General features: G+C 72.3%; 10 protein-coding genes and 1 pseudogene. 3 read left to right on the top strand and 8 right to left on the bottom strand.

What is annotated here, in order from left to right; all coding sequences use genetic code 11:
- Positions 1–156 precede the first annotated feature (156 nt).
- The 6 genes and pseudogenes from ACFYP3_RS13405 to ACFYP3_RS13430 form a co-directional block, all read right to left on the bottom strand.
- Positions 157–1215, bottom strand: a complete 1059-nt coding sequence (locus ACFYP3_RS13405; protein WP_388831179.1) for a BMP family protein — start codon at positions 1213–1215, stop codon at positions 157–159.
- A 230-nt stretch (positions 1216–1445) separates the two neighbouring features.
- Positions 1446–2690 carry an amidohydrolase gene (locus ACFYP3_RS13410; RefSeq protein WP_388831444.1) on the bottom strand — a complete coding sequence of 415 codons (1245 nt, stop codon included), beginning with the start codon at positions 2688–2690 and terminating at the stop codon, positions 1446–1448.
- Positions 2691–2826: 136 nt separating this feature from the next.
- Complete coding sequence (locus tag ACFYP3_RS13415) at positions 2827–4050, bottom strand: hypothetical protein (protein ID WP_388831181.1); 1224 nt, start codon at positions 4048–4050, stop codon at positions 2827–2829.
- A 48-nt stretch (positions 4051–4098) separates the two neighbouring features.
- The gene (locus ACFYP3_RS13420) at positions 4099–5007 is read right to left on the bottom strand and encodes an N-acetylneuraminate synthase family protein (RefSeq protein ID WP_388831446.1); all 909 of its coding nucleotides are present in this window, start codon (positions 5005–5007) and stop codon (positions 4099–4101) included.
- Positions 5008–5421: 414 nt separating this feature from the next.
- Positions 5422–5793: pseudogene (locus ACFYP3_RS13425) on the bottom strand (cytidylyltransferase domain-containing protein); the annotation flags it as partial.
- Positions 5790–7334 (bottom strand): DUF6716 putative glycosyltransferase, encoded by a 1545-nt coding sequence (locus ACFYP3_RS13430; protein WP_388831183.1) that lies wholly within the window; start codon positions 7332–7334, stop codon positions 5790–5792. The gene ACFYP3_RS13430 and the pseudogene ACFYP3_RS13425, both read right to left, overlap by 4 nt.
- Before the next feature lie 176 nt (positions 7335–7510).
- Between ACFYP3_RS13430 and ACFYP3_RS13435 the strand changes: the two genes are divergently transcribed.
- Positions 7511–8491, top strand: a complete 981-nt coding sequence (locus tag ACFYP3_RS13435) for a glycosyltransferase family 2 protein (protein ID WP_388831185.1) — start codon at positions 7511–7513, stop codon at positions 8489–8491.
- Positions 8491–9846: a polysialyltransferase family glycosyltransferase gene (locus tag ACFYP3_RS13440; RefSeq protein WP_388831187.1), complete on the top strand. Its 1356-nt coding sequence runs from the start codon at positions 8491–8493 to the stop codon at positions 9844–9846. The genes ACFYP3_RS13435 and ACFYP3_RS13440 overlap by 1 nt, the downstream gene beginning before the upstream one ends.
- Here the strand turns inward: ACFYP3_RS13440 and leuE are convergent.
- Both leuE and ACFYP3_RS13450 read right to left on the bottom strand, forming a co-directional pair.
- Entirely contained in the window at positions 9839–10489 is a 651-nt protein-coding gene (gene leuE, locus ACFYP3_RS13445) for a leucine efflux protein LeuE (RefSeq protein WP_388831189.1), read from the bottom strand. The two genes, ACFYP3_RS13440 and leuE, sit on opposite strands and share 8 nt — an antisense overlap.
- 61 nt (positions 10490–10550) lie before the next feature.
- Entirely contained in the window at positions 10551–12131 is a 1581-nt protein-coding gene (locus ACFYP3_RS13450) for a methylmalonyl-CoA mutase (RefSeq protein ID WP_388831191.1), read from the bottom strand.
- Positions 12132–12310: 179 nt separating this feature from the next.
- Here ACFYP3_RS13450 and ACFYP3_RS13455 point away from each other — a divergent pair, with 179 nt between their 5' ends.
- Positions 12311–13183 carry a peptidoglycan-binding protein gene (locus ACFYP3_RS13455; protein WP_388831193.1) on the top strand — a complete coding sequence of 291 codons (873 nt, stop codon included), beginning with the start codon at positions 12311–12313 and terminating at the stop codon, positions 13181–13183.
- Positions 13184–13333 lie beyond the last annotated feature (150 nt).

A 13333-nucleotide genomic window follows, 5' to 3' on the forward strand; every position in this document is an offset into this window, starting at 1 on the left:
TGCTTCTACGCGCGTAGCACTGTCGGAAGTGAAAACTGGCGGCCACAGGGCCACTTGGTCACAGACTAGTGATCACAGAACGTGGCTCGGGGCCCGGGTAGCGATCGAGACCGCTGCCCGGACCCCGGAGACCAGGACTACTTGTCGGAGACGGCCTTACGGGGCGGTCTTGACCTCGATCTTCTTGGCGATGATGTCGGCCTTGGCCTTCTCCACCGCGGCGATGACGTCGGGCATCGCCTTGTACTTCGGGTTGGAGTCGGCCAGGCCGACGCCGTCCTTGTCCAGGCCGTAGCGGATCTCACCGGTGGTCGGCTTGCCGTCCTGGACCGACTTGATCACGTTGAAGACGGAGTCCTCGACGTCCTTGGTGACCGAGGTCAGGATGGAGTCCTTGTACTTCGCCAGACCGGCCTGGTTGTACTGGTCGGAGTCGACGCCGATGGCCCACTTGCCCTTGGCCGAAGCGGCCTCGATGGCACCGGAACCCGCGAGACCGGCGGCGGCGTAGACGACGTCCGCGCCCGCGTCGATCTGACCCTGCGCGGCGGCCTTGCCGAGGTCGGGCTTGGCGAAACCGTCGAAGTTCGGCGGCTGGGTCAGGTACTGGGAAAGCACCTTGGCGTTCGGGTTGGTGTCCTTGACGCCCTGGGTGAAGCCCGCCTCGAACTTCTTGATCAGCGGAACCTCGACACCGCCGATGAAGCCGACCGTGCCGGTCTTGGACACCTTGGCGGCGGCGACGCCGGCCAGGTAGGAGCCCTGCTCCTCGTTGAAGACGAGGTTGGCGATGTTCGGGCCGGTCACCGAGGTGTCGTCGATGATCGCGAACGTGGTGTCCGGGAACTTCGGCGCGACCTTCTTGATGGCCGGGGCGTAGGCGAAACCGACGCCGATCACCGGGTTGTTGCCCTTGCGGGCAAGCTCGGTCAGGCGCTGGACCTTGTCGGCCTCGCCCTCACCGTCGGTGGGCTCCGCCTCGGCGCCCTTGATCTTGAGGTCGGTTTCGGCCTTCTTCAGGCCGGCGTAGGCGGCGTCGTTGAACGACTGGTCGCCGCGGCCACCGATGTCGTACGCGATGGCAGCGGACTTCTGACCCGACTCCGAGGGGGAGGAGGAGGCGTCAGAGGACTTCTTACCGCCACAGGCGGTGGCCGAGAGGGCCAGCGCCGCGGACGCGATGCCCACGGTGGCGATCCTGGTGATCCGGCGCAAGGGGAGGCTCCTTCAAAACCTGACCGAAGCGCCACGACCGGCGCTGGTTTCGCGGCGATCGTAACGCGCGTAGATGTCAGTTAAAGGCCCGTTCATGAGTCGTTATCGGATCGTCGTGAACCGGACAGTGACCGATTGGTGACTCGTTACGGGTCCAGCCCTTGTGTACCAAGGGCTGGACACGCCCGGCAGGAGAATCGTCGATGTTGTAAGGAACGTCGCCCCGGCCGCTACCGGGCGGAGACGGTGCGACGCCCGTCGAGCAGGGCGGCGGCCGTGAAGAACTCCACGCCGACCGCGATCGCGTCCTCGTCCACGTCGAAGTCACCGCGGTGCAGATCGTGCTTGGCCGTGTCCCCCGGCGCCCGCACGCCCAGACGGGCCATGGCGCCGGGGACGTGCTCCAGGTACCAGGAGAAGTCCTCCCCGCCCAGGCTCTGCTCGGTGTCCTCGACCGACTCGGCGCCGCAGCGGGCCGTCATCGCCTCGCGCAGCAATTCGGTGATCACCGGATCGTTGACCACGGGCGGCACCCCGCGCACGTGGTTGATCTCGAACTTGGCCCCGTGCATGGTCGCGATCTCGTCGATCGCCCCGTAGAGCATGTCCGGCGCCTCGTGCCAGGCGTTCAGGTCCAGGCAGCGCACGGTTCCGGACAGCTCGGCGTGCATCGGGATGACGTTGCAGGCGTGCCCCGCCTCGATCCGGCCCCAGGTGACCGACATCCCCGAGCGGGCGTCCATCCGGCGGGCCAGCAGGGCCGGGGTGTCCACGGCCACCCGGGCGGCGGCCGTGACCAGGTCGGTGGTCAGGTGCGGGCGCGCGGTGTGCCCGCCGGAGCCGGAGAGGGTGACCTCCAGCCGGTCGCAGGCCGAGGTGATGGGGCCGGCCCGCAGCCCGATCCGCCCCGCGTCGACCCGGGGGTCGCAGTGCACGGCGACGATCCGGCCCACGCCGTCCAGCACCCCGGAGTCGATGGCGTCGGTGGCTCCGCCCGGCAGCACCTCCTCGGCGGGCTGGAAGAGCAGCCGTACGGGACGGGGCAGCAGCCCCTGCCGGTCGAGCTCGGCGAGCACCAGGCCGGCGCCGAGGACGACGGTGGTGTGCACGTCGTGGCCGCAGGCGTGGGCGCGGTCCGGGAAGGTCGAGCGGTACGAGACGTGCGTCTTGGCGTCCGGGATGGGCAGGGCGTCGATGTCCGCGCGCAGGGCCAGCATCGGCCGGCCCCCGTCCCAGGTGCCGACGTCACAGATCAGGCCCGTGCCGGACTTCAGCACCCGTGGTCGCAGGCCGGCTTTCTCCAGCCGGGCCTTGATCGCCGCGGTGGTACGGAATTCCTGGTGTCCGAGCTCCGGGTGCATGTGCAAGTCCCGGCGGAAGGCGATCAGTTCGGTACGCAGGTGGTCCGGAAGTGTGCCGGGCAGCTCGGGCCGGTCGGACGCGGCGGGCTGGGCGGTCGGGGACTCGCGGGACATCAACTGGTTCACCCGTTGAAGGGTAGGCGCACAGACGGGTCAACTGGCCGGGGATCCAGAAAAGTTCATGCCGTTAGGGGAAAGAAACACGGCCTCTGGCGCATGACCGGATGTCCGGGGGGGTAAACTCGCGCGCTCATCCGGCCGTAGGAGCCGCCTGGGCAGGGAGTCTGCGCACATCACGGGCGGTGTCGGTGACCCCGGCGAGGAAGCTGCGGGCGCGCGCGGACGCGGAGCCGGTGAGCCAGGACGGGTCCACATCGCATACGGCGACGGTCACACCGGTACCGGTCAGGGCGTACGGCAGCGTGTGGACGACGGTGGACGGAAAGCTGACGATCGTCCGGCCGACGGGACCGCGCCGCGCGATCAGCTCCAGCGGCAGGTCCGGGCGCACGATCTCCAGCCCGGTCGCCCGGCTCAGCGCGCGCAGCTTCTCCGGGGACTCGCGGCGGTGCGCGAAGTAGCGGGTGGCGCCGTGCTCCACGGTGAGGGCGCGCACCGCCTCCAGGTAGCGGGCCGGGTCCACCACACCGGTCTCCACCAGTGAGGTGCCGACCAGGTCGGTGCCCCGGGTCAGGCGGGGCGGGCCGAAGCGGGCGCGGGTCCAGGCGAAGTCGTTGACCCGCAGGGTCATGGCGCCGTGGGCGGTGACGGGCATCGAGCTGAACACCTCGACGCGGTGGCCGCGGCCCCGGGCGGGGGTGAAGCGGCGGCGCGCGGTCGCCGAGACGGGTGCGTAGGCCAGCTCGCGGACCCGGCCGGGCAGGCCTCCGCCGCCGACCCGGTGCCAGCGTACGAGGCGTTCGCCGCGGGCGGTCTGGGCGACGAACTCCATGGTGGCGGTGCCGTCGTCGACCACCACGAGCTCCTCGGCGCGCACGAGGGTGAGCAGCAGCTGCACGTAGCGCGAGAAGGGGTCGCCGATGACGACGGTGCGCGCCGCGCGGACGTCGCGCGCCAGCGCGGCGAGCGCCTTCAGCGGCGCGAACCGGCTGCCGCGCGCCTCCTGCCAGCACACCTCGTACCCCTCGTCCCGCGCCAGCGCGGCCATCCGGCGCAGCTGGCCGCGGGACATGGGGTCGGTGGGCGGCAGGACGACGATCCTGAGGGAGGACCCCGCGCCCGCCGGAGCGGGGGCGGGGTCCGGCCCGGCCCCGCCGTCCCCCTGCGCCCGGGCCCGGTCCGGGCCGGGTTCCGCCCCGCCGGAGCGGTGCCCGCGCTGGCGCGGGACCCCGTCCAGCCGGGGCTGCTGCGGGCCGGCGCCGGCCGGGGCGCTGCGCGCGTACGCCCACTCCAGCACGTTGAGGAGTTGGACCGGGCTCTCGACGAACGCCAGGGTGGAGGCGGAGGGGGTCACCACGTACTCCTTGTCGGGGGGTGGAACGCGTACGCGCCGGAGCGGGGGTCAGACGGCTACCGGCTCGCCCTGGACGCGGCGGAGCTTCTTCATGGGGCCGAGCTCGGACTCGTAGACCCGCTTGACGCCGTCGCCGAGGGCGGTCTCGATGGTGCGGATGTCGCGGACCAGGCGGGTCAGGCCGCCGGGCTCGACGGAGGCGGCCTGGTCGGAGCCCCACATCGCGCGGTCGAGGGTGATGTGGCGCTCGACGAAGGTGGCGCCGAGGGCGACGGCGGCGAGGGTGGTCTGCAGGCCCGTCTCGTGGCCGGAGTAGCCGATCGGGACGTTGGGGTACTCGTCCCGCAGGGTGTCGATGACCCGCAGGTTGAGCTCCTCGGCCTTGGCCGGGTAGGTGGAAGTGGCGTGGCAGAGCAGGATGTTGGCGCTGCCGAGCACCTCCACCGCGTGGCGGATCTGCTGCGGGGTGGACATGCCGGTGGACAGCACGACGGTGCGGCCGGTGGCGCGCAGGGCGCGCAGCAGCTCGTCGTCGGTGAGGGAGGCGGAGGCCACCTTGTGGGCGGGGACGTCGAACTTCTCCAGGAAGGCGACGGCCTCGGTGTCCCACGGGGAGGCGAACCAGTCGATGCCGCGCTTGGCGCAGTGCTCGTCGATGGCGCGGTACTCGTCCTCGCCGAACTCGACCTTGTGGCGGTAGTCGATGTAGGTCATCCGACCCCAGGGGGTGTCGCGCTCGATGTCCCACTGGTCGCGCGGGGTGCAGATCTCCGGGGTGCGCTTCTGGAACTTCACGGCGTCGCAGCCGGCTTCGGTGGCGGCGTCGATGAGGGCGAAGGCGTTGCCGAGGTCGCCGTTGTGGTTGATGCCGATCTCGCCGACGACGTAGACGGGGCGGCCGGGGCCCGCGGTGCGCGCTCCGAAGCTGCGCAGGCGGGGGTCCGGGGTGGAGGTCATGGCAGGGGGCGTCCTTCGGTGCGGGGGTGTGCGGGGTGTGGGCTGCGGGTCGAGGTGGGGCGCGGGGTGGGGCACGGCGTGGGGATGCGGTGCGGGGTGCGGGTCGAGCAGGGGCGCGAGCAGGCGGGCGCGTTCCAGGTCGTGCGGGTCGTCGATCTCCAGGACCCGGGAGGGGTCGGTGGCGACGGGCAGGGTGCGGCCGAAGAAGCGGTGGCGGGCGGCGCGGAGGCCGTCGGCGTCCATCGCGTAGGCGGCCCCGGTCTCCAGCAGGTCCTGCGGCCGGTCCTGGCGCCGGGGTCGGTACGCCTGGTCGTGGTTGACCCCGGCGCCGGAGCCGTCGGCCCCGGAGCGCCAGAGGAAACCGTGGAAGGGGGCCACGGTCAGGGCCGAGTCGGCCGCGCCGGAGGCGACGGCCACGGCGACCGACTCGACGTCGGAGGCGGTGAGGAACGGGCTCGTGCACTGGACGAGGAGGACCACGTCCACGCGGACGGAGTGCAGTTCCTCGAAGGCGGCGAGCGCGTGCAGGAGGGCGGCCTCGCTGCTCGCGGTGTCGCCGGAGATCGCGGTCGGGCGGGCGATCACGTCGGCTCCGGCGGCGCGGGCGGCCGCGGCGATCGCGTCACAGTCCGTGGAGACCACCACGTCGGTGACGGTCGGCGCGGAGCGGCAGGCCCGGACGGCGCGGGCGACGAGCGGGGTGCCGGCCACCTCGGCGAGGTTCTTGCCCGGAACTCCCTTGGAGCCGCCGCGGGCCGGGATCACGGCGAGGACGCGGGGGCTCACAGCTCCCCCAGCCTGCGGATCACCGGGGCGACGCGCTGCACGCCGTGCCGGTAGGCGCCGCGTGCGGCCTCGCGCAGGTGGGCGCGGAGCCGGCGGCGCAGCCGGGACTCCCCCGCCGTCGGGCGCACCGCGCCGGGCAGCGGGGTGCCGTCGGGGGCGAGGTGGTGCCGGGCGAGGATCCCGGGCAGGTACCGGGGGGCGGTGGTGAGCGTGTAGTACGGCGCGAGGGCGGGCAGCCGGGTCGCGGCCACCAGCCCGGCGACCTTCGCCCGGGCGACGGCGTAGGCGTCGTGCGCCACGCCTGCGGCGGGCTCGGCGGGCGAACGCGCGGCCCCGACCGACGCGGCCCCGACCGACTCGGCCGACGGGCGCGCGGCGGCGGCCGGGTCGTCCGACGAGCGCGCGGCGGCGGCCGGGTCGGCCGACGAACCCGCAGACCCGGCCGATTCGGCCGACGGACGCGCGGCGGCGGCCGGGTCGGCCGACGGGAGCGCGGCCCCGACCGACTCGGCCGACGGGCGCGCGGCGGCGGCCGGGCCCGGGCGTACGCCCTGGGCCGCCAGCCAGAGCGGATCGCCCTCCGGGAGGAGCCCGGAGTCGAGCTGGTCCCAGGAGGCCAGGCAGCCGGATCCCAGGAAGTGGTGGTTGCCGAGGGTCTCGCGGATGCCGAGGTCGGTGAGGATCGCCGTCGGGATGGACCGGTGCAGGGACTCCAGGGCGGCGGTGGAGGAGACGGTGACCAGCAGGTCGGTGCCGTCCAGCACCTCGCCCATGTTCCCGTACACCAGGCGGCAGTTGGCGGGCAGTCCGCCCGGGAGCTTCTCCGCGAGCCGCTGGTACGGCTGCTCCTCCAGGTGCGTGGTGTGCTCCCCGGGCTTGCTGCGCAGCTTGATCAGCACCTCCCGGTCGGGGTGCAGCCGTGCGTGCGCGGCGGCCCGTTCCAGCAGGTAGGCGCGGTCGGCGCGGCTGTCGGGCACGGAGGGCTGGACGGCGAAGACCACCGTGTGGGCCCTGCTCCCGGCCGGCTCGTACGGCGCCCCGCCCAGGAAGGGCAGCGCGGTCTCGGTGACGGCTCCGGCGTCCGCGCCGACGCCCTCGTACACGGCGCGGAAACGCTCGGCGTCGTGGCGGGAGTTGGCGAGGACGAGGTCGGCCCCGTGCCGCAGCAGCAGCCCGTCGGCGAGCTTCTCGTATACGACGCCCACGTATCCGGTGACGAAGACGGGCCGCTTCGCGGGGTTCGGCCACAGGGCGCGGGCCCCGTGCAGGACGGCCTGGACCGCTCCGCCCACGAGGGCGAGGACGACCACGTCGTGGCGCTCCCGCTCGATCTCGGCGAGGAACTGCGCGCAGGTCACCTCGGACAGCCGGTCGGCCCGCACCCCCACCTCACCGAGCTGGCGCGCGGTGGGGGTGGCGCGGCCGCGCAGCAGGTATCCGGTGAGCTGGTGGTCGGGGACGAGACGGCGGGCGGTGAGTGCGCCCCATTTCCATCGCGTATCGGAATCGGCGAGTACGGCGACGCGTTTGCGTTCTGGCACGCGGCAGAAGCTATTCCGCAATTTCGGTGATCGGCCCAACGAGCGCACAACAGCGGGTTAACAACGCGTCGACGAAATGCGAAAGCGCACGGGTTAACTCGCCCGCCCCGCGCCGTTCACGTGAAATCCGCATCCGGGCCACAGTGAATGCCGGGCGGCGCCCTAATGTCTCGCGGGTGCCCAAGCTCTCTGTTGTCGTGCCGTTCTACAACGTGCAGACGTACGCACCGGATGCCCTGAGGAGTCTCGAACTCAACGCCCGGGAGGATTTCGAGTTCCTGCTCGTCGACGACTGCTCGACGGACGGGACGCCCGGCCTGCTGGAGCGGGCGGCGCGCGAGCTGCCCGGGGCGGTGCACCTCAGACACGAGCGGAACGGCGGTCTGGCCACCGCGCGGAACACTGGCCTGGACGCGGCCCGCGGCGAGTACGTCACCTTCCTGGACGGCGACGACTGGCTGGCCCCCGGCCACCTGGCCCGCACGCTGGCCACCATAGAGGCGCTGAGCTGCGATTTCGTCCGCACCGACCATGTGCGGTGCACGGGCAGGACGCGGAGCGTGCAGCGCGTCCCGTACGGCCCGCAGTCGGTCGTCGCCGATCCGCGCACCGCGATCCTGCCCGCCGACCGGGCCACCTCGGTGGACTATCCGTACGCCTGGGCCGGCATGTACCACCGGCGGCTGCTGGAGCGCGGGGTGCTGCACTTCACCGACGGGCTGCGGACGGCCGAGGACCGGCCGTGGATCTGGCGGCTGCACCGGGAGGCGGAGTCCTTCGCCGCGGTGGGCCTGCCCGGGGTCTTCTACCGGCGCGGGGTTTCCACGTCCCTGACGCAGATCGGGGACGAACGGCAGCTCGATTTCATCCGGGCGTTTGATCAAGTACTGGCGGATGTCATCGCGGACCGGGAATCCGGTCTGCTGCTTCCGAAAGCCGTCCGAACGTATTGCGCGATTATCGCGCACCATTTCGGATCCATGGAAAGGTTCGAACCGGCCGTGGCCAAGAAACTCCGTTCGATGAGCGCGGCCGCGCTCGGCCGCATGCCCCAGGACGTATTGGACCAGGTCCTGGACTCGATGGACATCGAACGCTCCACCCTGCTGCGGCGGGTGCGCGGCAGCCGTCGCGCCCCCTCGGGAGCGGCCGCCTGATGCCCACCCAGATCTTCCTGGCCTCCACCCTCTACGGCGCGGCCACGCTCGCGGCGGGCATCGACGCGGGCGCCTTCCCGCCCGCCGGCCGCCGGATCCTGCTGACCAGCAACCACGCCGTCACCGCCGAGGTCACCCCCGGGATCGCGGACATGCCGGGCTTCGCCGCCCTGCGCACCCGCTTCGACGAGGTGCTCGACTGGAACCGGGTCATCGAGCCGCAGCACCCGAGCACCTGGGCCCCGCGCGCGGAGGACGTCCCGATCTGGGAACGGCAGCTGCGCTCCCTGTGGGGCCTCGGCGAGGACCGCGTCGAACTGGTCGTGGAATCGCTCCAGGTGCCGCCGGCCCAGACGCTGTGCCGGCTCTTCCCGGGCGCGGCGGTCGACGTCTACGCCGACGGGCTGATGAGCTACGGGCCCACCCGCTTCCGGCTCGACCCGCAGCTCGGGATGCGGGTGCGGCGGGTGCTGCACCTGGACCTGGTGCCGGGGCTGAAGCCGCTGCTGCTGACGGAGTTCGGGGCGCGGGTGGAGCTGGTGCCGACGGAGTCCTTCCTCAAGGTCCTCGCCGAGCTCGCCGGGGCCACCGAAGCGCACGCAGCCCCCGAGGTCCCCGGGGCCGAGCCCCCGGCGCTGCTCCTGGGCCAGTACCTGTCGGCGCTCGACCTGATGACCCCGGCCGAGGAGGAGGAGCTCCATGTGTCGATGGTCCGGGGCGCGCACGCCCTCGGCCACCGCGAGCTGGTCTTCAAACCGCACCCCGGCGCCCCGGCCGCGTACTCCCGCCGGGCCGAGGAGGAGGCCGGGCGGCTCGGCGCGCGGCTGACCGTGATCGCCGCGCCGGTGCTCGCCGAGACCCTCTACCAGCGGCTGCGTCCGGCGCTGGTCGTCGGCTGCTTCTCCACCGGCCTGCTGACCGCCGCCACCCTGTACGGGCTCCCCGTGGCCCGGACCGGCACGGACGCGGTCCTGGCCCGCCTGACCCCGTACCCGAACAGCAACCGGGTCCCGCTGGCCCTGGTGGACGCCCTGCTCCCGGACCTCGCCGACGCGCAGGCCGTGCGCGCCTGGACACCACCGACTCCGGAGCAGGTCCGGGCGGAGCCCGCCGCGCTGCTGACGGCCGTCGGGTTCACCATGCAGCCGCAGATCCTGGCCGCGCGCCGGCCGGCGGCCGAGGCCTATCTGGCGCAGCACCTGGACGCGCGCGCCTGGCGGTACTTCACCCGGCGCCGGCTGACCTCGCTGGGCCTGCCGGGCGGCATCCCGGCGCAGCTCTCGTTCCTGCCGCGCAGCCGCGCGGTGCGCCGGGCCGTCCGGCGGCTCGCCCGGGTGCGCCGCGCCCTCAGCTGACGGCGAGCTTGGCCGCGAAGCCGAGGAAGAGCACGCCCGCGGCCGAGGTGGCCCCGGCCGACAGCCGCTTGCGCCGGCGGAAGGCCTCCGAGAGCCGGGTGCCGCCGAAGATGAGCAGCGTCAGGTAGACGAAGCTGCCGGTCTGCAGCAGGCCGCCGAGGACCAGGAACGACAGCGCCGGGTAGGCGTAGGACGGGTCCACGAACTGCACGAAGAAGGACATCAGGAAGAGGATGGCCTTCGGGTTGAGGAGGCTGATCAGCAGCGCCCGCCGGTAGGGCCGCTCGTTCTCGCCCGGTTCGGCGGGGGCGGCGGCCCGCGCCTCGTCCCGCTCGCGGCGCGTGCGCCACAGCGCCCAGGCGCCGCGCATCATCCCGACGGCCAGCCAGGCCAGGTACCCGGCGCCGAGGAACTTCACCACGGTGAACACGACCGGGCTGGCCCGCAGCAGCGCTCCCGCGCCCACGGCGGTCAGCAGCATCAGCACGGCGTCGCCGGTGAACACGCCGGCGGCGGCCTTGTATCCGGTGCGGACCCCGCGCCGGGCGGCGACGGAGAGCACGTAGAGCGAGTTCGGACCCGGCAGGAGAATGATCAGTACGAGGCCGGCGAGGTACGTCGGCAGATCGGTGACACCCAGCATGTGCAGGAGTGTCCCACGAGGACACACCTGACAGTCCAGTGCCCTCTTTGAAGGCGCGTGGTCACCATGTGGAATCCGTCGGCTCGTACGTCCCCCACACCTCCCGCAGCGCCCCGCACACCTCCCCCACCGTGGCCCGCGCCCGCAGCGCCTCCTTCATCGGGTACAGCACGTTCTGCGTTCCCGCGGCCGCCTCCCGCAGGGCCGCGAGGGCCGCCGTCACCGCCGCCGCGTCCCGCTCCGCGCGCAGCCGGGCCAGCGCCGCGCACTGCCGCTCCTCGATGGCCGGGTCCACGCGCAGCGGCGCGTACGGCTCCTCCCGCTCCAGCGCGAAGCGGTTGACGCCGACCACCACCCGCTCCCCGCTCTCGGTCTCCTGCGCGATGCGGTAGGCGTTGCGCTCGATCTCGCCCTTCTGGAAGCCGTTCTCGATCGCGGCCACCGCCCCGCCCTGGTCCTCGACCCGCCGCATCAGCGCGAGCGCGGCCGCCTCCAGGTCGTCGGTCATCCGCTCCACGGCGTACGACCCGGCGAAGGGGTCCACGGTGTGCGGCACGTCCGTCTCGTGCGCGAGGACCTGCTGGGTGCGCAGCGCGAGGCGGGCGGACTTCTCGGTCGGCAGCGCGATGGCCTCGTCGAAGGAGTTGGTGTGCAGGGACTGGGTGCCGCCCAGGACGGCGGCGAGCGCCTGCACGGCCACCCGTACGAGGTTCAGTTCGGGCTGCTGCGCGGTCAGCTGGACCCCGGCCGTCTGGGTGTGGAAGCGCAGCATCAGCGACTTCGGATCGCGCGCCCCGAACTCCTCGCGCATGACGCGGGCCCAGATCCGCCGGGCGGCGCGGAACTTCGCGACCTCCTCCAGGAGGGTGGTGCGGGAGACGAAGAAGAAGGAGAGGCGGGGCGCGAACTCGTCGACCGCCATGCCGGCGGCGAGGGCCGTACGGACGTAGGTGATGCCGTCGGCGAGGGTGAAGGCCACCTCCTGCGCGGGCGAGGCCCCCGCTTCGGCCATGTGGTAGCCGGAGATGGAGATGGTGTTCCACTTGGGGATCTCGGCCCGGCAGTAGCGGAAGGTGTCGGCCGTCAGCCGCAGCGAGGGCTCGGGCGGGAAGATGTACGTGCCGCGCGCGATGTACTCCTTCAGGATGTCGTTCTGGACCGTGCCCGTCAGCCGTTCGCCCGGAATGCCCTGTTCTTCCGCGACCAGTTGGTAGAGCAGCAGGAGCAGCGCGGCGGGCGCGTTGATGGTCATGGAGGTGGAGACGCGGTCGAGCGGGATCCCGTCGAACAGCGTCCGCATGTCGTCGAGCGAGTCGACGGCGACCCCGACCTTGCCGACCTCGCCGTGCGCGAGGGGGGCGTCGGAGTCGTGCCCCATCTGGGTCGGCAGGTCGAAGGCGACGGACAGTCCGGTGCCGCCGCCCGCGATGAGCTGCCTATAGCGGGCGTTGGACTCGGCGGCCGTGCCGAAGCCGGCGTACTGCCGCATCGTCCACGGCCGCCCGGTGTACATGTTCGGATAAATCCCCCTGGTGTAGGGGAATTCACCCGGTTCGCCCAGGGCGGTCGCGGGGTCCCACTCCGTCAGGTCGCCGGGTCCGTAGACGGGTTCGATCGGGAGTCCGCTCTCGGTGCGTGCCATGTGACGAAGACCTCCGTAGAGCCACCGGGCCCGGGGCTGGTACAACCGTGCCCGCACATCGGTTCTTCAGGCCGCGGACGGCTGCTGGTCACAATGGCGCAACATCCCGTGGCCCGGTGCAACTCTCCGCGCGTGCCAGGCATCACCTAGATACACGACGTAGAAACCGGGGGACTGCAATGCAGCGCCAGAGATTCATAATCCGCACGATCGGGGTGGCCGCCGCCGTCGCGCTCGCCGCGACCGCCTGCGGGCCGCAGAAGTCGGAGTCCGCCGGCTCCACTCCTTCGGCTCCGTCCTCGCCCACGGCGGGCGCCACTCCCGAAGCCTCCCCGACCACCGACAACAAGCCCGCCGAGGCCTCGCCGTCGCCGTCGGCGTCCGCGTCGGCCTCCCCGTCGGCGTCTCCTTCGCCCACGGTGAAGCAGATCATGGCCAACGGCGACGACACCGACCAGGTGCGCGAGCTCCAGGCCCGCCTGCGCCAACTCAAGCTGATGTCGGTGGCCCCGACCGGTTTCTACGGCTCGAAGACCACGGCAGCGGTCAAGTCCTTCCAGTCGAAGAACGGTCTGACCGCGACCGGCTCGGTCGACGAGGCCACCTGGAAGAAGATCCAGGGCGCCAGCAAGAAGCCCACCGCCGACGAGCTGCGCCCGCCGACCGTCAACGAGGTCGACGCGCCGGACCCGCGCTGCATGGAGGGCCGGGTCATGTGCATCAGCAAGGAGAGCCGCACCCTCGCCTGGATGATCGACGGCAAGGTCGTCTCCACCATGGACGTGCGCTTCGGTTCGGAGAACACCCCGACCCGTGAGGGCGTCTTCAAGGTGGACCGCAAGGAGAAGGAGTGGACGTCGACGCTCTACCACACGTCCATGCCGTACTCGATGTTCTTCAGCGGCGGCCAGGCCGTGCACTACTCGGCCGACTTCGCGGCCCGCGGCTACGCCGGCGCCTCGCACGGCTGTGTGAACGTCCGCGACAAGGGCAAGCTGTCGGCGCTCTTCGGCCAGGTGAACGTGGGCGACAAGGTCGTCGTCTACTGGTGACGCGCGCGGCCCCACGAGCCCACGCAGAAGGCCTTCGACCGGGATCCGGTCGAAGGCCTTGTTGTTGCGCGGGCCGTGGGCCGGCCGCCGGGGTCGAGGTAAAGGGCGCGGGCAGGGCCGGGGGAACGTGCCCCGCCCGCGCCGGTTGCG

This window comes from Streptomyces sp. NPDC005533 (assembly GCF_042871845.1).
Classification (GTDB): Bacteria; Actinomycetota; Actinomycetes; order Streptomycetales; family Streptomycetaceae; genus Streptomyces.